At 73.4% G+C, this 21,630-nt stretch carries 17 protein-coding genes; 10 read left to right on the forward strand and 7 right to left on the reverse strand.

From position 1 onward, the window contains the following. The first annotated feature begins 63 nt into the window (after window positions 1-63). From AC3IX6_RS02080 to AC3IX6_RS02090, 3 genes are all read left to right on the forward strand, one after another. Complete coding sequence (locus AC3IX6_RS02080; protein WP_489368445.1) at window positions 64-2,781, forward strand: alpha/beta fold hydrolase; 2,718 nt, start codon at window positions 64-66, stop codon at window positions 2,779-2,781. After that, window positions 2,778-3,710 (forward strand): ABC transporter permease, encoded by a 933-nt coding sequence (locus tag AC3IX6_RS02085; RefSeq protein ID WP_489368446.1) that lies wholly within the window; start codon window positions 2,778-2,780, stop codon window positions 3,708-3,710. The genes AC3IX6_RS02080 and AC3IX6_RS02085 overlap by 4 nt, the downstream gene beginning before the upstream one ends. 128 nt (window positions 3,711-3,838) lie before the next feature. Beyond that, window positions 3,839-4,735: a carbonic anhydrase gene (locus tag AC3IX6_RS02090; RefSeq protein ID WP_489368447.1), complete on the forward strand. Its 897-nt coding sequence runs from the start codon at window positions 3,839-3,841 to the stop codon at window positions 4,733-4,735. 13 nt (window positions 4,736-4,748) lie between these two features. On the opposite strand, the gene AC3IX6_RS02095 is transcribed toward AC3IX6_RS02090, so the two are convergent. Next, window positions 4,749-5,663 carry an aldo/keto reductase gene (locus tag AC3IX6_RS02095; RefSeq protein ID WP_489368448.1) on the reverse strand — a complete coding sequence of 305 codons (915 nt, stop codon included), beginning with the start codon at window positions 5,661-5,663 and terminating at the stop codon, window positions 4,749-4,751. A 298-nt stretch (window positions 5,664-5,961) separates the two neighbouring features. On the opposite strand from AC3IX6_RS02095, the gene AC3IX6_RS02100 reads away from it, so the two are divergent. Beyond that, window positions 5,962-7,143, forward strand: a complete 1,182-nt coding sequence (locus AC3IX6_RS02100; protein ID WP_489368449.1) for a LacI family DNA-binding transcriptional regulator — start codon at window positions 5,962-5,964, stop codon at window positions 7,141-7,143. A 320-nt stretch (window positions 7,144-7,463) separates the two neighbouring features. On the opposite strand, the gene AC3IX6_RS02105 is transcribed toward AC3IX6_RS02100, so the two are convergent. From AC3IX6_RS02105 to AC3IX6_RS02115, 3 genes are all read right to left on the reverse strand, one after another. Further along, window positions 7,464-8,495 carry an FG-GAP repeat domain-containing protein gene (locus tag AC3IX6_RS02105; RefSeq protein WP_489368450.1) on the reverse strand — a complete coding sequence of 344 codons (1,032 nt, stop codon included), beginning with the start codon at window positions 8,493-8,495 and terminating at the stop codon, window positions 7,464-7,466. Window positions 8,496-8,683: 188 nt separating this feature from the next. Then, window positions 8,684-9,508 carry a sugar phosphate isomerase/epimerase family protein gene (locus AC3IX6_RS02110; RefSeq protein ID WP_489368451.1) on the reverse strand — a complete coding sequence of 275 codons (825 nt, stop codon included), beginning with the start codon at window positions 9,506-9,508 and terminating at the stop codon, window positions 8,684-8,686. After that, window positions 9,505-10,602 carry a LacI family DNA-binding transcriptional regulator gene (locus AC3IX6_RS02115; RefSeq protein ID WP_489368452.1) on the reverse strand — a complete coding sequence of 366 codons (1,098 nt, stop codon included), beginning with the start codon at window positions 10,600-10,602 and terminating at the stop codon, window positions 9,505-9,507. The genes AC3IX6_RS02110 and AC3IX6_RS02115 overlap by 4 nt, the downstream gene beginning before the upstream one ends. Window positions 10,603-10,842: 240 nt before the next feature. On the opposite strand from AC3IX6_RS02115, the gene AC3IX6_RS02120 reads away from it, so the two are divergent. The 6 genes from AC3IX6_RS02120 to AC3IX6_RS02145 all read left to right on the forward strand — a co-directional run bounded on the left by AC3IX6_RS02120 (window position 10,843) and on the right by AC3IX6_RS02145 (window position 18,694). Next, window positions 10,843-11,967 carry a Gfo/Idh/MocA family protein gene (locus tag AC3IX6_RS02120; protein ID WP_489371711.1) on the forward strand — a complete coding sequence of 375 codons (1,125 nt, stop codon included), beginning with the start codon at window positions 10,843-10,845 and terminating at the stop codon, window positions 11,965-11,967. Then, on the forward strand, window positions 11,964-13,121 hold the full coding sequence (locus AC3IX6_RS02125; protein WP_489368453.1) for a dihydrodipicolinate synthase family protein: 1,158 nt from the start codon (window positions 11,964-11,966) through the stop codon (window positions 13,119-13,121). Before AC3IX6_RS02120 ends, AC3IX6_RS02125 begins: the two co-directional genes overlap by 4 nt. Continuing rightward, entirely contained in the window at window positions 13,118-13,957 is an 840-nt protein-coding gene (locus AC3IX6_RS02130) for a sugar phosphate isomerase/epimerase family protein (protein WP_489368454.1), read from the forward strand. The genes AC3IX6_RS02125 and AC3IX6_RS02130 overlap by 4 nt, the downstream gene beginning before the upstream one ends. A gap of 116 nt (window positions 13,958-14,073) precedes the next feature. After that, on the forward strand, window positions 14,074-16,467 hold the full coding sequence (locus AC3IX6_RS02135; RefSeq protein WP_489368455.1) for a polysaccharide lyase 8 family protein: 2,394 nt from the start codon (window positions 14,074-14,076) through the stop codon (window positions 16,465-16,467). 76 nt (window positions 16,468-16,543) lie between these two features. Then, on the forward strand, window positions 16,544-18,169 hold the full coding sequence (locus AC3IX6_RS02140) for a N,N-dimethylformamidase beta subunit family domain-containing protein (RefSeq protein WP_489368456.1): 1,626 nt from the start codon (window positions 16,544-16,546) through the stop codon (window positions 18,167-18,169). A 135-nt stretch (window positions 18,170-18,304) separates the two neighbouring features. Then, window positions 18,305-18,694, forward strand: a complete 390-nt coding sequence (locus tag AC3IX6_RS02145; protein ID WP_489368457.1) for a VOC family protein — start codon at window positions 18,305-18,307, stop codon at window positions 18,692-18,694. Here the strand turns inward: AC3IX6_RS02145 and AC3IX6_RS02150 are convergent. From AC3IX6_RS02150 to AC3IX6_RS02160, 3 genes are read right to left on the reverse strand one after another with little or no spacing between them, the layout of a single operon-like run. Next, window positions 18,684-19,544, reverse strand: a complete 861-nt coding sequence (locus AC3IX6_RS02150) for an ABC transporter ATP-binding protein (RefSeq protein WP_489368458.1) — start codon at window positions 19,542-19,544, stop codon at window positions 18,684-18,686. The genes AC3IX6_RS02145 and AC3IX6_RS02150 overlap by 11 nt on opposite strands. Next, a complete protein-coding gene (locus AC3IX6_RS02155) occupies window positions 19,541-20,596 on the reverse strand; it encodes a FecCD family ABC transporter permease (RefSeq protein WP_489368459.1) in 1,056 nt (351 codons plus the stop codon). The genes AC3IX6_RS02150 and AC3IX6_RS02155 overlap by 4 nt, the downstream gene beginning before the upstream one ends. Beyond that, the gene (locus AC3IX6_RS02160) at window positions 20,593-21,585 is read right to left on the reverse strand and encodes an ABC transporter substrate-binding protein (protein ID WP_489368460.1); all 993 of its coding nucleotides are present in this window, start codon (window positions 21,583-21,585) and stop codon (window positions 20,593-20,595) included. Before AC3IX6_RS02160 ends, AC3IX6_RS02155 begins: the two co-directional genes overlap by 4 nt. Between the last annotated feature and the right edge of the window lie 45 nt (window positions 21,586-21,630).

The following is a 21,630-nucleotide window of genomic DNA, read 5'->3' on the forward strand; positions in this document are numbered from 1 at the left end:
GGACGTCCGCAGTTCAGCCTGCGGGAGCGCGGCCACCGGCGGCCTGGCGCTTAGGGTTCCCGTATGAAGCTCCGACTGCCCCGGCGCCGCCGCAGCCGCCTGCTCGCGGGCGCGGCCGCGCTCGCCGTCGTCGCGGGGGCGGGCACCCTCACGGCCACCGCCGCGGCCGGCGACGCCCCGTCCGTGCGCCGCGAGGACAAGGTCCTCGACATGCCCGGCGCCGGCATCGACATCTCGTACTTCACGGCCGGAGGGGACAGCGGGGGAAACCGGCCCGCCGTGCTCCTCGCCCACGGGTTCGGCGGCAGCAAGGAGGACGTGCGCCCGCAGGCCGAGCGCCTCGCCCGTGACGGCTACGCCGTGCTGACCTGGTCGGCGCGCGGATTCGGCCGATCCGGCGGGAAGATCGGGCTCAATGACCCCGCCTTCGAGGTCAAGGACGTCTCCCGGCTGATCGACTGGATCGCCGCCCGCCCCGGGGTGCGGCTCGACGCGGCGGGAGATCCGCGCGTGGGCATCGCGGGCGGCTCGTACGGCGGGGCGGTCTCGCTGCTCGCGGCCGGCAACGACCCGCGCGTGGACGCCATCGCCCCCTCGATCACCTACTGGAACCTCGCGGACTCCCTCTTCCCCGGCGACGTCTTCAAGAAGCTGTGGGCGGGCCTCTTCTTCACCACCGGTTCCGCGGGCGGGCTGCAGCCGGGCACCTCCGGCCCGGGAGCCGCCCCGCAGGCGGGCCCGGCCGCGCCCGGCTGCGGACGCTTCCAGCCGGAGCTGTGCGCCATGTACGAACGGGTCGCGGTGGCCGGCAAGCCCGATCCGGAGGCCCGCGCACTGCTGGAGCGGCGCAGCCCCTCGGCGGTCGGCGGCGCGATCAAGGTGCCGACCCTGATCACGCAGGGCCAGGACGACTCCCTCTTCCCGCTGGACCAGGCCGATGCCATGGCCCGGACGATCGCCGCCAACGGTGCGCCCGTCTCCGTGGACTGGGCGGCCGGCGGTCACGACGGGGGCATGCGCGAGGCCGACCGGGTCGAGGACCGGGTGAAGACCTGGTTCGACCGGTACCTCAAGGAGGACACGGCCGTGGACACCGGCCCCGCCTTCCGCGTCTCGCGCTCCGGCGGCATCGACTCCACCGACGGCCGGGTCACGCTGCGCGGAGCGAGCGGCTCCACCTATCCCGGGCTGTTGTCCGGGCCGCGCGAGTTCGCCCTGACCGGCCGGGAGCAGACCTTCGCCAACCCGGCGGGCGGGGCCCCGCCCGCGCTCTCCGCGCTTCCGGGCATCGGCGGGCAGCTCGCCGCCCTCGGGGGCGGCCTCTCGCTGGACTTCCCCGGGCAGAACGCCCGGTTCGAGTCGGAGCCGCTGACCGGGGAAACCCGGATCACCGGGACCCCGACCATCACCCTAAAGGTGAGGTCTACGGCTGAGGACGGCTCGGCCGTCCTGTTCGGCAAGGTGTACGACGTCAGCCCCGACGGGCGCCAGCAGGTGCTGCCCGGTCAGCTGGTGGCCCCGGTGCGGGTGGAGGGCGCGCAGCAGGACAAGACCGTAGAGCTGCGGCTGCCCGCGATCGACCACGCCGTCGAGGCCGGGCACCGGCTGCGGCTCGTCGTCGCCGCCACCGACCTCGGCTACGCCTCCCCGGCCGTGCCCGCCACCTACACCGTCTCGGCGCAGGGCCCCCTGGCCGTGCCCGTCGCGGGCGGGGTGCGCACGGCGTCCTCCGGGCTGCCCGCCTGGACCTGGTGGATGCCCCTCGGGGCGGCGCTGCTGGCCGCTGCGCTGGTGGGGATCCGCAGGACCGGCCGGGGGCCGGGCGGGGGCCGGGCGGGCGCGGCGCAGCCCGACCCGGCGCTGGCCGGCGTACCGCTGGAGATCACCGGGCTGACCAAGCGCTACGCCAAGGCGCAGGACCGCTACGCCGTACGGGACCTGTCCTTCCGGGTGGAGAAGGGCCAGGTGCTCGGCCTGCTCGGACCCAACGGCGCGGGCAAGACCACGACCCTGCGGATGCTCATGGGCCTGATCACTCCGGATGCCGGGGAGATCCGGGTCTTCGGGCACCAGGTCCGGGCCGGCGCGCCCGTGCTCTCGCGGGTCGGGGCGTTCGTGGAGGGTGCCGGCTTCCTGCCGCACCTGACGGGGCGCGCCAACCTGGAGCTGTACTGGCAGGCCACGGGCCGTCCCGCCGCGGACTCCCACATGGAGGAGGCCCTGGAGATCGCCGGGCTCGGCGACGCGCTGGAGCGGGCGGTGCGCACGTACTCGCAGGGCATGCGCCAGCGCCTCGCGATCGCGCAGGCCATGCTCGGCATGCCGGACCTGCTGATCCTCGACGAGCCGACCAACGGTCTGGACCCGCCGCAGATCCGCGAGATGCGCGACGTGATGATCCGGTACGCGGCCGGCGGGCGGACGGTCATCGTCTCCAGCCACCTGCTGTCGGAGGTCGAGCAGTCCTGCACGCACCTGGTGGTCATGGACCGCGGCAGGCTCGTCCAGGCGGGCGAGGTCGCCGAGATCACCGGCGGCGGCGACGTGCTGCTGGTGTCGCTGGCCGAACCGGTGGACGAGGCGGTCGTCGGGAAGATCGCCGCGCTGGAGGGAGTGGAGTCCGTGGCGAGCGCCGAGGACGGTCTGCTCGTACGGCTGGACGGCGCGAGCGCCGCCGAGCTGATCGCCGAACTCGTACGGCTGGAGGTGCCGGTCTCGGGAGTGGGGCCGCACCGGCGGCTGGAAGACGCGTTCCTCACCCTGATCGGAGGCGCGGCATGAAGACCGTGACGGATGCGAACGCGCACAGGAACCCGGAGGACTCGCCCGCGGACGGCGACGTGACGCCGGACGGCATCGGCCGCGAGGTGGCCCACGGCTACCGGGCGAACCGGACGCTGCCGCTGCGCGTGGAGGCACTGAGGCAGTGGCGCCGGCGGCGGACGCTGGTGATGGGCGGGATCCTGGCCGCGCTGCCCTTCATCCTGATGATCGCCTTCGCGGTCGGCGGCGGCCCCGGCAGCCGGGGCGGCGACGGCCGGATCACCCTCATCGACACGGCGACGGCCTCGGGCGCGAACTTCGCGGCCACCTGCCTGTTCGTGTCGGCCGGGTTCCTGCTGGTGGTGCCGGTGGCGCTGTTCTGCGGGGACACGGTGGCCTCGGAGGCCAGCTGGTCCTCGCTGCGGTACCTGCTGGCCTCGCCCGTGCCCAGGGCCCGGCTGCTGTGGAGCAAGCTGGTGGTGGCCCTCGGGTTCAGCCTGGCCGCGATGGTGCTGCTGCCGCTGGTGGCGCTCGCCGCGGGTACGGCGGCCTACGGATGGGGGCCGCTGGAACTCCCCGCGGGCGGCTCGCTGCCGGCCGGGGACACGATCGGGCGGCTCGCGATCGCCGTGGCGTTCGTCTTCGTATCGCAGCTGGTCACGGCCGGGCTGGCGTTCTGGCTGTCGACGCGGACGGACGCTCCGCTGGGCGCGGTGGGCGGGGCGGTCGGTCTGACGATCGTCGGCAACGTGCTGGACGCGGTGACCGCGCTGGGGTCCTGGCGGGAGTTCCTGCCCGCGCACTGGCAGTTCGCGTGGGCCGACGCCTTGCAGCCGCAGCTCGAGTGGGGCGGGATGATCAAGGGAACGGTGGTGTCGGTGTCGTACGCCGTGGTGCTGTTCGCGCTGGCGTTCCGCGGGTTCGCGCGCAAGGACATCGTGTCCTGAGGTTCGGCCGTCGGGGGCGAACCCGGGCGGGCCCGTGTGTGCCTGCCGCGCCGGCGGCCCGTCCCCCCGAAGAATCGCCTCGGTCAGGGCGTACGGACGCGTCCGAACGGCACCGAGGGGTACGACCCATGGACAGAGCAGGACTTCCGCCTCGCAGGTTCGTGCTGACGGGTGGCCTCACGGCCGCCGCGGCCCTGCTCGCGGGACTCACGGGCTGCTCGGCCAAGAGCGCCCCGAAGGCGACGACGGCCGCGCCCGAGCCCCGGCCGAGCACCCCCGAAGGCGCGTACAGCCGCCTGATGGAGGGCAACAAGCGCTGGGTGAGCGGCAGCCTCAACCACCCCGACCGCGATCCGGACCGCCGTGAGCTCGTGGCGCAGGCGCAGGATCCCTTCGGCGTGATCCTGGCCTGCATCGACTCCCGGGTGCCGCCGGAGCTGCTCTTCGACACCGGGCTCGGCGACCTGTTCGTGCTGCGCACGGGCGGGCAGGCGGTCGGCCCGGTGGTCACCGGGTCGGTGGAGTTCGGGCCCATGACGGCGGGCACCCCGCTGATCATGGTCCTCGGGCACCAGCGCTGCGGGGCCATCGACGCCTCGTACAAGGCGCTGCGGGAGGGCAACCCGCTGCCCGGCAACCTGCGGGCGATCGAGAGGGCGCTGGTGCCGGCGTACGAGCTGACGATCAAGGACCCGGGCGCCGACCCGGTCGACACGATGATCCGCAACCAGATCAAGGTGACGGCGGACGAACTGCGGGCCAACGCGGATCTGGCGCCCCTGGTGGGCAAGGGCTCGCTGGCCGTGGTCGGTGCCTACTACTCGCTGGACACCGGCCAGGTGGAGATCCTGACGGGGGCGCCGACGGGAAGCGCTTCCGCCAGCCCGTCGGCCAGTAACTCGGCCGGCGCCTCCGGGAGCTCCTCGCCGAGCCCGTCGGAGTCGGCATCCGCATCCTCGTCGGCATCGGAGTCCCCGTCTCCGTCGGGGTCCGTTTCCGTCAGCCCGTCGCCCGACGCCTCCTGAAGGCGGGGGCCGGTCAGCCCGCGGCAGCTCCCGCGACGGCGTCGACCTCCGCGAGGAGTTCCGCGTCGAGCGGCCGGTCCGCGACGGCCGCGTTGGCCCGTACCTGCTCGGCGGACGTGGCACCCGCGATGACGGAGGCACAGCCGGGCTGGGCGGAGAGCCAGCCGATGGCGAGTTCCAGGACGGTGCGCCCGTGCTTGTCGGCCAGCGCCGCCAGGGCTTCCACGGTGTCGAGGCGCTCGTCGGTGAGGTAGGCGTCGCGGCCTTCGAGGCGGGAGCCCGCGGGGACGGGAGCACCGCGGCGGATCTTCCCGGTCAGCAGGCCGTTGGCCAGCGGGAAGTACGGCAGTACGCCGACTCCGTAGTGGAGGGCGGCCGGGACGAGCTCGCGCTCGGCCGATCGCTGGAGCAGCGACCATTCGTTCTGGGCCGACACGAAGGGTGCCGCGCCGGTCTCGCGGGCCACGTGGGCGGCTTCGGCGAGCTGCCAGCCGCTGAAGTTGGAGTGCCCGATGTAGCGGATCTTGCCCTCGGTGACGAGTTCGGTGAGCGCGGCGAGGGTTTCGGCCACGGGAACGGCCGGGTCGGGGCTGTGGAGTTGGTAGAGGTCGATGTGATCGGTCTGCAAGCGGGTCAGGGAGGCTTCGACGGCGCGGCGGATGTAGGCGCGGCCGCCGCGGGAGCCGGCGGCGGGTCCGTAGCCCATGTCCACGCCGTCGTAGCCGAACTTGGTGGCCAGGACCACCTGGTCCCGGCGGCCCTTGAGGGCCTCGCCGAGGTGGGTTTCCGAGCCGCCGGCGCCCCCGTAGATGTCGGCGGTGTCGAGGAGGGTGATGCCCGCGTCGAGGGCGGCGTCGACGACGGTGCGGGTGGCCCGGGCGTCGAGGCGACCGCCGAAGTTGTTGCAGCCGAGCCCGATCGCCGACACCTGAAGACCTGAACTGCCAAGGGGTTGATGGCGCATGGTTCTCGTTCCTCCGCACTCGTCCGGCACATGATCGGCAGGACGGCAGTGTAGATCGCCTCCGGCTCCCGGCCCCGGGACGGGTGGCTGCTCCGGCGCGGAAGTTCACACGATCGCAAAAGACTTCGCGGATGTCGGCGCCGGAGGTGTCAGTGACCGGTTGAGCGGGTTCGATCGAATCGATCGTTTTGGTTTTCTGTGGTGGAATCGAGCGCCACGCGCACCACGGACACGGACACGGACCACGCCGCAGGGGGATCCCTTGAGACCACATGTCGACCAGCGCCAGGCCCGTGTGCTCGCCCTGGTCCGGGCGCGGGGCAGTGCACGGGTCGTGGACCTCGCCAGGGAGCTGGGCATCTCCCCCGTGACCCTGCGGCGGGACGTCGAGGCGATGGCGGCGCGGGGCGAGATCCAGCGGATGCACGGGGTGATCAGCCGGCTGGAGTCCGTCCCGGCGGGTACGGAGCCCGGCACCGCGGGCACCGGCACTGCGGGCACCGGCACTGCGGGCACCGGCACCGCAACTGGCGCCGACCCGGGCCGCGGGGGTAGCGGTGGCCTGGTCATCGGGATGGTCGTGCCGACCACCGAGTACTACTACGCGGACGTTGTCCGGGGGGCCCGCGAGGTGGTCGAGGCGCGGGGCGCGCGGCTCGCCGTGGGGCTGACCCGGTACCTGGCGGGCGAGGACCGCACGCAGGCGGAACGGCTGCTCTCCACGGGGGCCGACGGACTGCTGCTGACCCCGAACTGGGAGGCCGGAGCTCCCGGCCCCGGCGAGGGGGCGTGGACGGCCGAACTGCCGGTGCCGACCGTCCTGGTGGAGCGGTGGGCCCCGCCCGGGCATCCGGCGGCCGCCCTGGACCGGGTGGGCTCCGACCACGCGGACGGCGCGGCCCGGGCCGTGGCGCACCTGGCGGAACGGGGGCACAAGCGGATCGCGCTGGCCAGCCGGGAGACCCCGACGTCGGGGCGGCTGCGGGCCGGTTTCGCGGCGGCCGTGGCCACCCTCGGGCTGGAGCCGGCCCCTGCGTGGCCCGCCGCCGGGGCGCGGCCCGCGGCGGGGGCGGGCACGGCGGCCGGGGCGGCGGCGCCGGCGGAAGCGGAGGCCTTCGCGCGGACCCTGGACTACTTGTGCGCGGCGGTGACCGAGGGCGGAGTGACCGCTGCCCTGATCCACAGCGACACGGACGCGATCATGCTGATCCCCCGGCTCCAGGCGCGGGGCGTGCGGGTGCCGGAGGACCTGGCGGTGATCACGTACGACGACGAGGTGGCCGAACTGGCCGACGTACCGCTGTCGGCGGTGGCTCCGGCCAAGCGTGAGGTCGGGGCGCGGGCTGCGGGCATGCTGCTGGACCGGCTGGAGGACCGCGGGGCGGGGCGGGAGGGGCCGCGGCAGCATCTGGACCTGCTTCCCCGGCTGACCGTCCGCCCGTAGCCCCGCGCTGCGCTGCGTGCGGGCGGTGCGTGCGTGCGTGCCTGCGTGCCTGCGTGCCTGCGTGCCTGCGTGCCTGCGTGCCTGCGTGCCTGCGTGCCTGCGTGCCTGCGTGCCTGCGTGCGTTCCGAGTGTGCGTTTCACGTGTGCGTTTCGATCGCATCACGGAATCGCTCTTGACGACATGATCGTCCGCACAAAAGGATGAGGCCCGCGAACAGCTCCGGGGCCGCCTCTTTGGGGAGCGGCGGCCCCGGGGCCTTTTCGCGGCCGCCTTCGGTCAGTCCACAACCGATCGGGCGGGTTCCCTCACCGTGCGGTCGTCACCAGGTGCCGGGCTCGACCGTGACGGAGTTGCGGCCGTTGCCGAACGTCCCGTCGGCCTTCCCCGGGGCGATGGCGAACTCGAATTTCGTGGTGCCGAAGTTGTAGGCGTACTGCAGATCCGCACGGGTGTCGTCGTCGAACCTGCCCCCGGTGATGGAGACCGCGTTCCAGTCCCAGTTCCCCGGTGCGATGCTCAAACCTCCGTGCCATCCCGAGTAGTTCCCGTCCGCCGTGGCGCGCGCGGTGAAGAACGTGACGCGGCCGTCGCCGTACTTGTAGAGGGCGCCGATGTCCGTACGGCCGTCCCCGTCGAAGTCACCGACCGCGTACTTCGCGAGATCCGCCCACCATTCGTTCTGGGCCCCCCGCCAGGCCACGCGGACATCCGGGAACGTTCCGTTGGCGGTACCGCGGAACACCCACAGTGCGGAGTTTCCACTGCCGTAGTCGTACATCACCGTGATGTCGGACTTGCCGTCCCCGTCGACGTCACCCGGCAGCAGCGTGGAGGACCCGGCGCACCAATTGCCCGCGCCGGTCCGGAAACTCGAGACCTCGCTTTCGAGGGTGCCGTCGGCCTTGCCGCCGAGCAGGGTGAACATCATCATGTCGCAGTTTCCGTAGTCGTACATGAACGCGATGTCGCCCTTCCCGTCGCCGTTGAAGTCGCCGGCGGTGGGCTTCACCGAGTTCCAGCTCCAGTTGCCCGCCGGCACGTCCCGGGCGAGGACCTCGTTGAAGGATCCGTCCGGCTGCGTGTACCAGATGAAGATCCGTACGGCTCCGTTGCCGTAGCCGTAGATGCCGGCCAGGTCGGTGCGTCCGTCGCCGTTGAAGTCGGCGGCCGCGTACGTGCTCTGGTGGTAGCACCAGGTGCCCGGGGTCATCCACGCACGGCGTTCGACGGGTGTCCCGGAGACACCGTCCGCGGCGGTGAGGGCCGTCCAGAGGCTGCTCGTCTCCGGCTCGGCCGCCGTCAACGCCCTGCCGGCCGCGGAGTACACGCTCGCCGCCATCCTGTTCGCCAACAAGCGGGGTCCTGGACTCCGCACACGCCTACCGGGCCGCCCGCGGCCCCGTCGCCCCGTCGCCCCGCTACCCCGCCGTCGGCAACTACCACCGCACCGTCGGCCTGGTCGGCGCCTCGCTCAGGGGAACTGGAGCGCTACGCCCGGGGGCTCGGCTTCCGCCACGCCGTCGACCGGGACCGGCTCGGCTACTCGGCCTGGGCCGTCGCCTTCGGATCCTGCGGGGCCCGGGCCGCGCGGACCAGCCGCTCCAGGTACGCGCGGCCCGGCCCGAGCCGCTCCGGGAGCTCGCCCGCGCCGGGGTACCAGCGCTTCTCGTACTCCCAGCAGAGCCAGCCCCCCGGCGGTACGAGAGCCACCGCCTCGGCGAGCGGCAGCGCTCCCCCGCCGAGCCCGAGCGGGGTCAGCTCCTGCGCCGACGCCACGTCCTTGACCTGGACGTACCCCAGGTGCCCGGCGAGGGCACGGCTCGACTCGGCCGGTGACTCGCCCCCGAGCCAGGTGTGCAGTACGTCCCACAGCGCGCCCGCGCCCGGATGCGCGACCCGGTCGAGGACCCGGGCCGTGGCGGCAGCGGTGCGGTGCGAGTCGTGGGTCTCCAGCAGGATCCGCACCCCGTGCCGCTCGGCGAAGGGCGCGGCGGCCCGGAGCCTGCGGACCGCGTGGTCGTCGGCGTCTGCCGGGGGCGGTTCACCGCCGCCGGGGAAGACCCGTACGTAGGGGGCTTCGAGGTCGGCCGCGAGCCGGACCAGCGCCCGGATCTCGGCGAGGACGGGCTCGTCGGGGCCGGGCGCGGCCACCCGGACGTAGCCCGCGACGCCGAGGACGGTGACGCCGGCGGAGGCCAGGGTGCGCAGGCCGGCCGCGCGGTCGCCGGCGGAGCTGGCGGGATGCAGGGGCTCCTCGGGGTGGGCCCGCAGTTCGAGGCCCTGGTAGCCGTGCGTGGCGGCGAGCTCCGCGCTGCGCTCCAGCGGGGTGCCGGGCAGGCCGAGGGTGGAGAAGGCGTACCTCACGGACGGCCCCCTGCGGTGGCGGCGGGCGGACCGGTGGTGGGCGGCGGCCCGGTGGAGGCGCGCACCGTCAGCTCGGCGGGCAGCGTGGTGATGCCGCCGGGGGGCAGCGCTCTGCGGCCCGTGACGAGCTGCGCGGCGAGCACCCCGGCCTCCCGCAGCGGCACCCGGACGGTGGTGAGGGCGGGGGCGGTGTCGACGCAGACGGGCAGGTCGTCGAAGCCGGCGACGGAGACGTCCTCGGGTATCCGCAGGCCGGCCTCGCGCAGGGCCGCGGCGACGCCGGTGGCGACGGTGTCGTTGGCGGCGGCCACGGCGGTGAAGGGTGCTCCGCGGCGGAGCAGTTCACGGGTGGCGTCGTATCCGGCGGACCGCTCGAACCCCGCGTGCACGGTGAGAGCGGCGCAGTGCGCGGGCAGTGCGGGGTCGTGGTCGCGCAGGGCGTCCTGGTGTCCGGCGAGGCGCTCCCGGGTCGTGCTCAGTCCGGGCGGGCCGGCCACGTAGGCGATGTGCCGGTGGCCGAGCGTCAGCAGGTGCTCGGTGAGCCGGAAGGCGCCGCCCCGGTCGTCGAACATGACGGTGGCGACGGGGAGTCCGGCGGGCATGGGCAGCGGGGGCCGCCCGCAGAGCACCACCGGGGCTCCGGTGGCCGCGATGCGGGCGAGGCGGGCGGCGAGCGCCCGGGTGTGCTCCGGCTCCTCGACGGCGCCGCCGGTCAGGACGACCCCGCCGGCCCGCTGTCCCTCCAGGAGGGCGAGGTAGTCGAGCTCGGCGGCCGGGGCGCCCTCGGTGTTGCAGACGACGGCGAGCCGGCGCGCGCCGCCCTGCCCGCCGGGGGTCAGGGCGCTCTGCAGGGAACCGGCGAGGATCCCGAAGAAGCTGTCCGCGACATCGTGGACGAGGACGCCGATCAGGTCGGAGGTCGCGGCGGCGAGGGCCCGCGCGGGGCCGTTGGCGATGTAGCCGAGGTCCTCGACCGCCCGCTCCACGCGGGTCCTGGTGGCGCCCGCCACCGGATACCCGCCGTTGAGTACGCGCGAGACCGTGGCGGGCGATACGCCCGCGTGCGCCGCCACTTCGGCGAGTGTGACCGCCATCGTCCCCTCCTTCCGTTCCGTCCCGGGCCATCGTCTCACCCGGCGTGTGGATCTCCATAGTCGCCGAGGAAGAAAGCGCTTTCTATCACCCGTAAGAGTCTTGCACCGCGACGTCGCGCGGCCCTAGCCTGAGCGGAGAGAAAGCGCTTTCTATGCCGTTTCTCGGAAGCTCCGCACAAGGAACACCGCAACAAGACGAAGGAGGGGGACACCGTGCAGCGCAGGACGATCAAGATCGCCATGAACGGCGTCACCGGGCGGATGGGATATCGCCAGCACCTGGTCCGCTCCCTGCTCGCACTGCGCGAGCAGGGCGGGCTCGACCTCGGCGACGGCACCGTACTGTGGCCGGAGCCGGTGCTGGTCGGGCGCCGCGAGGAGGCCCTGCGGGCCATCGCGGAGCGGCACGGCCTGGAGCACGTGAGCACCGACCTGGCCGCCGTGCTCGCCGACCCCGAGGTCGAGATCTACTTCGACGCCCAGGTCACGAGCGCCCGCGAGGCGGCCGTGCGGCAGGCCGTGGCGGCCGGCAAGCACGTGTACTGCGAGAAGCCCACCGCCCTCACCTTCGAGTCCTCGCTGGAGATCGCGCGACTGGCCGACGCGGCCGGCGTCAAGCACGGAGTGGTGCAGGACAAGCTGTTCCTGCCGGGCCTGCTGAAGCTCAAGCGGCTCATCGACGGCGGCTTCTTCGGCGAGATCCTGTCCGTGCGGGGGGAGTTCGGGTACTGGGTCTTCGAAGGCGACTGGCAGTCCGCCCAGCGCCCTTCCTGGAACTACCGCTCCCAGGACGGCGGCGGCATCGTCGCCGACATGTTCCCGCACTGGGAGTACCTGCTGCACGAGCTGTTCGGCCGGGTCCGCACGGTGCAGGCGCTGACCCGCACCCACATCGGCCGCCGCTGGGACGAGGAGGGCAAGCCGTACGAGGCCACCGCGGACGACGCGGCGTACGGGATCTTCGAGCTGGAGGGGGGCGCCGTCGCGCAGATCAACTCCTCCTGGGCGGTACGGGTCAACCGCGACGAGCTCGTGGAGTTCCAGGTGGACGGAACGCACGGATCGGCCGTCGCCGGGCTGCGCGGCTGCCGGATCCAGCACCGCGCGACGACCCCGAAGCCGGTGTGGAATCCGGACCTGCCCCTGACGGAGAACTTCCGCGATCAGTGGCAGGAGGTGCCGGACAACACCCCCGCCGACAACGGCTTCAAGGCCCAGTGGGAGCTGTTCCTGCGCCATGTCGTCCGGGACGAGCCCTGGCAGTGGGACCTGCTGGCCGGGGCCCGCGGGGTGCAGCTGGCCGATCTCGGGCTGCGCTCCTCGGCGGACGGCCGGCGGCTCGTGGTCCCGGAGGTGGCGCTGTGAGCATCCGGCTCCCCTCGGCGGACGGCGGGCTGCGCCTCCACGCCCCGGTGACCGCTCCGCTGGCACCGCTGGCCTGTGCCCCGGCCCGCAGCCGCACCTTCTACTCGGCCGCGCACGTGGTGGCCGACCCCCTCTCCGCCTCGGCCGAATCCGGCCCGGTGATCGACTGGGAGTCCACGCTGGCCTTCCGGCACACGCTGTGGGCGCAGGGCCTCGGGGTCGCCGAAGCCATGGACACGGCGCAGCGCGGGATGGGGCTGGACTGGCCGGCCGCGGCGGAGCTGATCCGGCGTTCGACCGCCGAAGCCCGGTCGGTGGGCGGCCGGATCGTCTGCGGGGCGGGCACCGACCAGCTGGCCCCGGACACCACACACGCCCTGGCCGCGGTCACCGCGGCGTACGAGGAGCAGCTGGCGCTGGTCGAGGAGTGCGGGGCGACGGCCGTACTGATGGCCTCCCGGGCGCTGGCCGCGGCGGCGCGCGGTCCGGAGGATTATCTGGAGGTGTACGGGAGGCTGCTGCGGCAGAGTTCCCGGCCGGTGGTCCTGCACTGGCTGGGGCCGATGTTCGACCCGGCACTTGAGGGGTACTGGGGGCACGCGGACCTGGACATGGCCACGGACGTCTTCCTGAAGATCATTTCCGAGCATCCGGAGAAGGTCGACGGCATCAAGGTCTCGCTGCTCGACGCGGGGCGCGAGGTGGACATCCGGCGGCGGCTGCCTGGGGGCGTGCGCTGCTACACGGGCGACGACTACCACTATCCGGAGCTGATCGCCGGGGACGGCGAGCTGGCCAGCGACGCACTCCTGGGGATCTTCGATCCGATCGCCCCGATCGCGGCGCGGGCGGCGCTCGCCCTCGACCAGGACGATGCGGCCGGATTCCGGGAGCTGCTGGATCCGACGGTGGCGCTGTCCCGGCACCTGTTCGCTCCGCCCACCCGCTACTACAAGACGGGCGTCGTGCTCCTGGCCTGGCTCGCGGGGCACCAGAAGCACTTCGCGATGGTGGGCGGGGTGCACTCGGCCCGCTCGCTCCCCCATCTGGCCACCGCCTACGAACTGGCGGACAACCTCGGCCTGTTCCCGGATCCGGAGCGCGCCGAGGCCCGGATGCGACAGCTGCTCGCGCTGCACGGGGTGGCCTCGTGAGCCCGGCGGCGGCGCCGGCCCGGTTCAGCCTGAACCAGGAGACGATCCGCCAGTGGTCCCTTCCCGAGCTGGTGGCCGGGTGTACCTCCGCCGGGGTCGGCGCGGTCGGGCTGTGGCGCGATCCCGTACGGCGGTTCGGGGTGCGGGAGACCGCGAAGCTGGTCGCCGGGGCCGGACTCCGGGTCAGCTCGCTGTGCCGGGGCGGCTTCTTCACCGCCGCCGATCCGGACGGGCGGGCGGCCGCCCTCGAGGACAACCGCCGCGCCGTGGAGGAAGCCGCCGAGCTGGGCGCCGACACACTGGTGCTGGTCTCGGGCGGCCTGCCGGACGGAGACCGGGACCTGGCGGGAGCCCGGCGGCGGATCGTGGACATCCTGGGTGACCTGGTCCCGTACGCCGCCGGGCACGGCGTGCGCCTGGGGATCGAGGCGCTGCACCCGATGTACGCGGCGGACCGCTGCGTGGTCTCCACCCTCGGTCAGGCCCTCGACATCGCCGAGGAGTTCCCGGCGGCGCGGGTGGGGGTGGTCGTCGACTCCTACCACCTGTGGTGGGACGAGCGGCTGCCGTGCGAGGTCCGGCGGGCCGGAGAGGCCGGGCGGATCGTGTCCGTCCAGGTCGCCGACTGGGTGACGCCGCTCCCCGAGGGCGTGCTGCTGGGCCGGGGACAGCTGGGCGACGGCTCGATCGACCTGAGGGCCTTCCGGGAGCTGACCGACTCCGCGGGATACCTGGGGCCGGTCGAGGTCGAGATCTTCCACCCCGGACTGTGGGCGCGCGACGGCGCCGAGGTACTGCGGGAGGTGATCGACCGCTACCGCGAGCACGTCGCATGAGGTGAAGGGGGGTGCGTGAGCCGAAGTACACGGGGGCCACAGCGTTTCAGGCGATGCAGCGTTTCAGGCGAAGCAGCGTTTCAGGCGAAGCAGCGTTTCAGTCAAAGGAGACTGTGATGACAGATGTGTGGAGCCGCCGTGCCTTCCTCACGGCGGTCGGTGGCAGCGTGGTCCTCCTCGGCACCCCCGCCTTCCCCGCGACCGCCGGGACGGTGACCTCGGTACACGCCGCCATGCGCGCGGTGTGGCAGGGCCTCGTCCTCGGGAGCGTGTCCTCCCCCACCGCGGAACCGTTCCGCACGCGGCTGACCGCGCTGGGCGCGCAGGCCGGCCAGTGGCGCTCCTCGATGGCCCCGGCGACCGGTTCGCTCTGGCCCGACCAGGTCTTCACCACCGACCCCGAGTGGATGGCGCAGAGCTACTACCGGCTGCGGAGCATGGCCGAGGCCTACGTCAGACCGGGGACGGGGCTCACCGGTGACGCCGCGCTGCGCACGGCCGTGCTGACCGGACTGGACCATCTCCACGCCCAGGTCTACAACGCCGGGCAGACACGGTACGGAAACTGGTGGTGCTGGCAGATCGGCGCGCCCCAGGCGCTGCTCGACACCGTCGTCCTGATGTACGGCCAGCTCTCCGCGGCCCAGCTCACCGCCTACTGCGCCGCCGTGGACCACTTCGTACCGGCTGCCACGGTCGGCTCGTACACGGGCACGAGCACCGGAGCGAACCGGGTGGACCTGTGCCGGGTGCTCGCGCTGCGCGGTGTGGTCGGCGGCGACGACGCGAAGATCGCCCTGGCCCGGGACGCGCTCACGCCGGTGTTCCCGTACGTCACCTCTGGCGACGGGCTCTACCGGGACGGCTCCTTCATCCAGCACACCTACGTCGCGTACACCGGTTCGTACGGTTCGGTCATGCTCGGCGGACTGGGCATGCTGTTCGGCCTGTTGAAGGGGACTCCCTGGGAGGTCACCGATCCGGGCGCGCAGATCGTCTTCGACGCCGTGGAGCACGCGTGGGCGCCGTTCCTCTACAACGGGCTGATGATGGACGCCGTATCGGGGCGGGCTCCCAGCCGGGGGGTCCAGGTCGCCGATCCGCTCCAGGCGCAGCTGGACGACCACACCCGCGGGCACTCGGTCCTCGCCGCGATCCTGCTCCTCGCCGAGGGCGCGAGCACCGCCGAGCGGACGCGCTGGCGCGGCCTGGTGAAGGGCTGGACGGCCCGGGACTACTACGGCCCCCCACTGGCGGACGCCACCGTGAGCCTGTCGGCCCTGGCCCGGCTCTCCGAGGTCGCGGCGGACGCGGCGCTCACGGCGACGCCCGAACCGGTGGCGCACCGACTGTTCCCCTCGATGGACCGGGCCACGCACCGCAGGCCGACGTGGGCGGCCTCCCTGTCCATGGCCTCGAAGCGGATCACGCACTACGAGACGGGCAACGGCGAGAACCTGCGCGGCTGGCACACGGGCAGCGGCATGCTCTCCTGGTGGGGTTCCACCTACGGGAACGGCCAGTACTCGGACGCGTTCTGGCCCACGGTCAATCCCTACCGGCTGCCCGGGACCACCGCCTCCCGCAAGGCGCTGGCCGACGGCGCCGGCGGCGACTGGGGTGCTTCCCGGCCGGACGTCACCTGGGTGGGCGGCACGACCGACGGGGAGTTCGCCTCGGTAGGCCAGCACCTGAAGGGGCTGGGCAGCACGCTCACGGCCAGGAAGTCCTGGTTCTTCCTGGACGACACGGTGGTCTGCCTGGGCGCCGGGATCAGCTCCACGGACGGCGCCGCGGTCGACACGGTCATCGACAACCGGAACCTGGGCGCGGCCGGCGCCCACGCCCTGACCGTGAACGGCACGGTCCAGCCGGCCACGCTGGGCTGGACCGCCTCCTTCCCCGGGCCCGGCTGGGCGCACCTGGCGGGCTTCGGCGGCTATGTGATGTCGGGTTCGGGCACCTTCCGGGCGCTGCGGGAGGCCCGCACCGGCCGCTGGAGCGACATCAACCGGAGCGCCTCCACCACGGTCCTCACCCGCCGCTATCTGACCCTCTGGTACGACCACGGGACCAACCCGGCCGCCGGCAGCTACGTCTACCAGCTGATGCCGGGCGCCTCGGCCGCCCAGACCTCGGCGCGGTCCGCCGCCACCGGCCGGCTCACGGTGCTCGCCAACAACGCGACCGCCCAGGGGGTGGCGGTGGGCCCGCTCGGCTTCACCGGGGTGAACTTCTGGCAGCCCGCGACCATAGGCGCCCTGCAGGCGAGCGCGCCGTGTTCGGTCACGGTGCGGGAGCTCGGCGACGGCACGGCCGTGGTCTGCGTCTCGGACCCGACCCGGACCCTCTCGGGACTGACCCTCGTCTGGAACCGGCCCGTCGCCCAGGTGCTGTCCCAGCCCGCGAGCGTGGTCTCCGTGAGCACCGGGACCGCGCTCCAGCTCGGCTTCGGCAGCCTCACCGCCCTGGAGGGGGCGAGCCAGGTGGTGAAGGTGAGGCTCGGGTGAGCTCCGGGCCCCCTCGTCCCCCGACACCCGCGGGGCGGTAAAAGCAGAGCCCTCAGGGTGACATAGCGTGACCTGCATGGATCAGGAGCACATATCCGGGGACGGCGAAGGCGCGGGCAGGCGGCGGTTCCTCGCCCTGGCGACGGGGGCCGCGGCCACCGCCGCCGGGCTGGGGGCCGTGACCGGCTGCGCGAACGGGGACGCCGGGGAGGCGGACGGGGCGGGGCCCGGCGGGAGCCCGGAGCCGTCCGGTCCCCCGCAGAAGCAGGAGGGGCCGCACGGCTTCGACGTCCGGGCCGAGAACGCCCGCCCGGGGAACGCCGACTGGCAGGTCTCCAAGGCCGGCCCGGCCCGCGCCATCGAGGGCTTCGCCGACCGGGTCAGCGTCCTGCCCGGCGAGTCCTTCGGCCTGCACGTCTCCACCACCGCACCCCGGTTCACCGTCTCCGCCTACCGCATGGGCTGGTACGGCGGCGCCCGAGCCCGCCTGGTCTGGCGCTCGGAGGCCCTGCCCGGGGTGCGCCAGCCCGACCACACGGTGGACGCCGCGACGCGTACGGTCCGCACCCGGTGGGCCCGTAGCGCCACCGTCGAGACCAAGGACTGGCCCGAGGGCTGCTACCTGCTGCGCCTCGACGCGCAGGGCGGCGAGGGCCAGCGGTTCGTCCCCGTCACCGTGCGGTCCGCCGCCACGGCCGGACGTACCGTCGTCATCAACGCGGTGGCGACCTGGCAGGCGTACAACCGCTGGGGCGGCTACGGCAGTTACGACGGCCCCAGCGGCGGATACACCTCGCGCTCGCTCGCCGTGACCTTCGACCGGCCCTACGCGTACGACGACGGCGCGGGCCTCTTCCTGGTGTACGAGGCTCCGCTGCTCGCGCTCGCCGAACGTCTCGGCATCCCCCTGGCGTACACGACGACCACCGACGTGGCCCGGGAGAAGCGACTGCTGGAGGGAGCGTCGGCGGTGCTCTCCCTCGGACACGACGAGTACTGGTCGCCCGAGCAGCGCGCGCACGTCACGGCGGCCCGGGACGCGGGCACCAACATCGCGATCCTGGGCGCGAACTGCTGCTACCGCCGGATCCGGCTGGAGGCCTCCGAGCTCGGACCGGACCGCACGGTGGTCTGCTACAAGTCCTCCTACGAGCAGGATCCCGGCTTCAAGCGCGGCCACCCCGCCACCGTCGACTTCCGATCCCCGCCGGCCGCCGACCCGGAGAGCTCGCTGCTCGGCGTGATCTACGACGGCTACCCCGTGGACGCCCCCTATGTGGTGACCAACCCGGGCCACTGGCTCTTCGAGGGCACCGGCGCGAAGGCCGGCGACAGCTTCCCGCACCTGGTCGGCGTGGAGTACGACAAGGTCAGCACCGGTTTCACGACCCCGCGCCCGATCGAGATCCTGGCCCACTCCCCCGTGGTCTGCGAGGGCCGCCCCAGCCACCAGGACACGGCGTACTACACCACCCCGAGCGGCGCCGCCGTCTTCGCGACGGGGACGATGCGCTGGGTGGAGGCCCTCGACGCCAAGGGCGACGGCCGCAGCGGGGCCAACCACGGCCTGGACGCACGCTCGGGCGCCCTGACCACGCGGGTGACGGAGAACCTGCTCCGCACCTTCGCGGCCGGCCCGGCGGGACGGACGCATCCGGCACAGGACAACGTGAAGTCGGTGTACGGAGGTCCGGGCGCGTGAGGCCCGCCACGGCGTCCAAACCCTCTGGACTCCTCCCGTAAGGGTTGTTTAGGATCATGTCGCGGCATCGCGTGTCGGTCACCGGCCGGGTGAGGCATGGAGGTGCCGGGACGTGCCTTTCGGAGGCATCCACTCATGACGGTTCAGCTCAACCACACGATCATCCACTCCCGTGACCACCGGGAGTCGGCCGAATTCCTGGCGTACTTCCTCGGCCTGGAAGTCGGAGCCCCCTGGGGCCCCTTCATCCCCGTCGAGACCGCCAACGGCGTCACCCTGGACTTCGCGACCATCGACGCCGAGTCCATCGCCCCGCAGCACTACGCTTTCCTCGTCTCCGAGGCCGAGTTCGACGAGGCCTTCGAGAAGATCAAGCGGGCGAGGATCACCTACTTCGCCGACCCGCACGGACAGCGCCCCGGCGAGATCAACCACAACGACGGCGGCCGCGGCGTCTACTTCCAGGACCCCTCGGGCCACGGAATGGAACTGATCACCGTCCCGTACGGCGGCTTCAAGCAGTAGCGGCCCCGCCCTCCGGAAGGTAGACGATGTGCGGCGCGCCCGTCGTCGGGTGGGTGCCGATGCGGGTGCGGACCCCGTAGACCTCGGCCAGCAGGGGCTCCGTCAGCACCTCCGCCGGGGTGCCGGAGGCCGCCACGCGGCCGCCCGCCAGGACGTACAGCCGGTCGCAGTACAGCGCGGCCAGGTTGAGGTCGTGCAGGACCAGCAGGGCGGTGGCCGGCAGGGAGCGGACCAGGCCGAGGATCTCCAGCTGGTAGCGGATGTCCAGGTGGTTGGTCGGCTCGTCCAGGGCGAGCAGGCCCGGGTCCTGGACGAGGGCGCGGGCCACCAGGGCGCGCTGGCGCTCGCCGCCCGAGAGCCCGTCGAAGCGGCGGCCCGCGAGGGCGGCCGCGCCGACGGTGTCCAGGGCCCGCGCGACACGGCGTACGTCGTCGGGTCCGTCCTGCTCCCAGAACCGTTTGTGCGGGCTGCGCCCCATGGCGACCACCTCGCGCACGGTGAGCCCGAACGTGCCGGCCGCGTCCTGGGGCACCACCGCCACCCGCCGGGCGCGGTTCTTGACCCCCAGCGAGGCCGCGTCCGCTCCGTCCAGCAGGACGCGCCCGCCGGTCGGGCGCAGGGCGCCGTAGACGCAGCGCAGCAGTGTCGTCTTGCCGCTGCCATTGGGGCCGACGACCCCGACCGTCTCGCCGGGGCGGGCGGTGAGGTCGATCCCGTGCAGCAGCGGCTGCCCGTCGATCGCGTAGCGCAGGGCCTCGACGGCGAGTTCCGCCGCCTCGGCCCCCGCCTCCGCCCCCGCCGTCACCGGCACCGGCTCGGCCACCGGACCCGCCGGGCGTCCGACCCTCATCCCACGACCCCTTCGGTACGGGTGGACCTGCGCAGCATCCACAGGAAGAACGGCCCGCCGACGAGCGCCGTGACCACGCCCACCGGGATCTCCTCCGGCGCCGCGGCGGTACGGGCGATCAGGTCGGCCAGCGTCAGGAACACCGCCCCGCCCAGCGCGGCCACGGGCAGCAGCGCCCGGTGCCCGGCGCCGACGGCCATCCGGGCGGCGTGCGGCACCATCAGCCCCACGAAGCCGATCGCCCCGCTGTAGGCCACCAGTACCCCGATGACGAGCGAGGTGAGGACGAACACGGCGGCCCGGAACCGGCCCGTGTCCAGGCCGAGCGTCTGGGCGCCCTCCTCCCCCGCGAGCAGCAGGTCGAGCGGCCGGGCCAGGGCGACGAGCAGCCCGGTGCCCAGGAGCAGGGCCCCGGCGGGCAGGGCCAGTTCGCTCCAGCGCGCCCCGCCCAGCCCGCCGAGGGTCCAGAAGAGCACGCTGCGGATCTGATCGGGATGGGCGGCCAGCACCAGGATCAGGCTGGTCAGGGCCGACAGCACGTACTGGACGGCGACTCCGGCCAGGATCAGCCGGCCGGTGGTCATGGTGCCGCCGCGCCGGGCCATGGCGTAGACGGCGACGAGTGCGCCCATCGACCCGGCGAACGCGGCGAGCGGTACCGCGGTCCCGCCCGCGAAGCCGAGGAACCCGGCGCCGAAGACGATCACCAGCACCGCCCCGGCCGAGGCCCCGGAGGAGGCTCCGAGCAGGAACGGGTCGGCGAGCGGATTGCGTACGAGGGCCTGGAGCACGGTTCCCGCGACGGCCAGTCCCGCGCCGACGACGGCCCCGAGCAGGACGCGCGGCATGCGGACGTCCCACACGATCGCCCCGAAGGCGCCCGTTCCGGCTCGGGGCCCCGGTCCTGCGAGCACGATGTCGAGCACCTGGCCGGGAGGGATCCGTACCGGGCCCAGGGCCAGGCCCGCCAGGGCCGACGCGGCCAGCGCGGCGGCGAGCAGGGCCAGTACGACCGGCGTACGGGTGACCGTGCGGGCGGCCCGGAGCCTCACGCGGCGTCGGGGTGGAGCTGGCCGCCCAGCGATTCGACGGCGTCGGCGACGCGTACGCCGAGCACGGCGGAGGAGAGCGGCAGCACGACGAACCGCTGGTTCTTGACCGCGGGGACCTGCGCCAGCGCCGGGTCGTTCAGCAGGCGCTGCTTCTTGGCTTCGACGGTGGTGCCGCCGTAGTCGTAGATGAGGACGACCTCGGGCTTGCGCTCGATGACCTTCTCCCACGACACGTCGCCGAAGGTGTCGTCGAGGTCGGCGAACACGTTCGTCCCGCCCGCCAGGGCGACGATCTCGTTGCCGATGCCCTTGCCGCCCGAGGTGAAGGCGGAGGCCTCGCCCGAGTCGTAGACGAAGACGGCGGGCCTGGCCCGGTCCTTCACGCGCGCGCTGACGGCCTCGATGCGGCGCTGTTCGTCCGCGATGAGCCGTTCGCCGCGCTCGGGCACGCCGAAGGTCCGCGCCACCTCGGTGATCTCGGTCCTGAGCTGGTCGAGGCCGACCTTGCCCTCGGTGCAGTACTCCACGCTGAGCCGGGAGTTGATGCCGGACTTCGCGAGGCCCTCGCGGTCGCGGCCCTGCGCCTTGTCGAAGGCGCTGGAGTAACCCCCGTACACGAAGTCGGGGTTGGCGCCGAGGAGGATCTCCTTGGAGGGATACTCCTTCGCCAGCACCTTGATCTTGTCGTACGCGGGCCGGTAGGCGGGCAGTACGGCATCGTCCAGGTAGGCCGTCCCGACCGTCTTCCCCTCCAGACCGAGCGCCAGGAGGATCTCGGTGGCGTGCTGGTTCATCGCGACCGCGCGCTGCGGCGGCGCCTGATAGGTGCTGGTGACACCGCAGTTGGTGACCGTGTACGGGAATCCGGGCGCGGCGCCGGCCGCCGGCTTCGCGTCCTCGGCCCCGGACGGCCCCCCGCACGCGGCCAGCGGTATCAGGAGGGGGAGGGGCAGGAACGCGCGCAGCAGCGCACGGGAGTACGAAGACATGGTGGAGCCTCTCCGGGGGATCCGCGTCCCCTGGTCGAACCGAAA

The organism is Streptomyces sp. GL_141, assembly GCF_057834385.1.

Coding starts and splice junctions, on each gene's coding strand:
- AC3IX6_RS02160 (WP_489368460.1), bottom strand. CDS start 21,585: ATGTCTTCGTACTCCCGTGCGCTGCTGCGCGCGTTCCTGCCCCTCCCC.
- AC3IX6_RS02085 (WP_489368446.1), top strand. CDS start 2,778: ATGAAGACCGTGACGGATGCGAACGCGCACAGGAACCCGGAGGACTCG.
- AC3IX6_RS02135 (WP_489368455.1), top strand. CDS start 14,074: ATGACAGATGTGTGGAGCCGCCGTGCCTTCCTCACGGCGGTCGGTGGC.
- AC3IX6_RS02120 (WP_489371711.1), top strand. CDS start 10,843: ATGAACGGCGTCACCGGGCGGATGGGATATCGCCAGCACCTGGTCCGC.
- AC3IX6_RS02140 (WP_489368456.1), top strand. CDS start 16,544: ATGGATCAGGAGCACATATCCGGGGACGGCGAAGGCGCGGGCAGGCGG.
- AC3IX6_RS02145 (WP_489368457.1), top strand. CDS start 18,305: ATGACGGTTCAGCTCAACCACACGATCATCCACTCCCGTGACCACCGG.
- AC3IX6_RS02150 (WP_489368458.1), bottom strand. CDS start 19,544: ATGAGGGTCGGACGCCCGGCGGGTCCGGTGGCCGAGCCGGTGCCGGTG.
- AC3IX6_RS02115 (WP_489368452.1), bottom strand. CDS start 10,602: ATGGCGGTCACACTCGCCGAAGTGGCGGCGCACGCGGGCGTATCGCCC.
- AC3IX6_RS02080 (WP_489368445.1), top strand. CDS start 64: ATGAAGCTCCGACTGCCCCGGCGCCGCCGCAGCCGCCTGCTCGCGGGC.
- AC3IX6_RS02090 (WP_489368447.1), top strand. CDS start 3,839: ATGGACAGAGCAGGACTTCCGCCTCGCAGGTTCGTGCTGACGGGTGGC.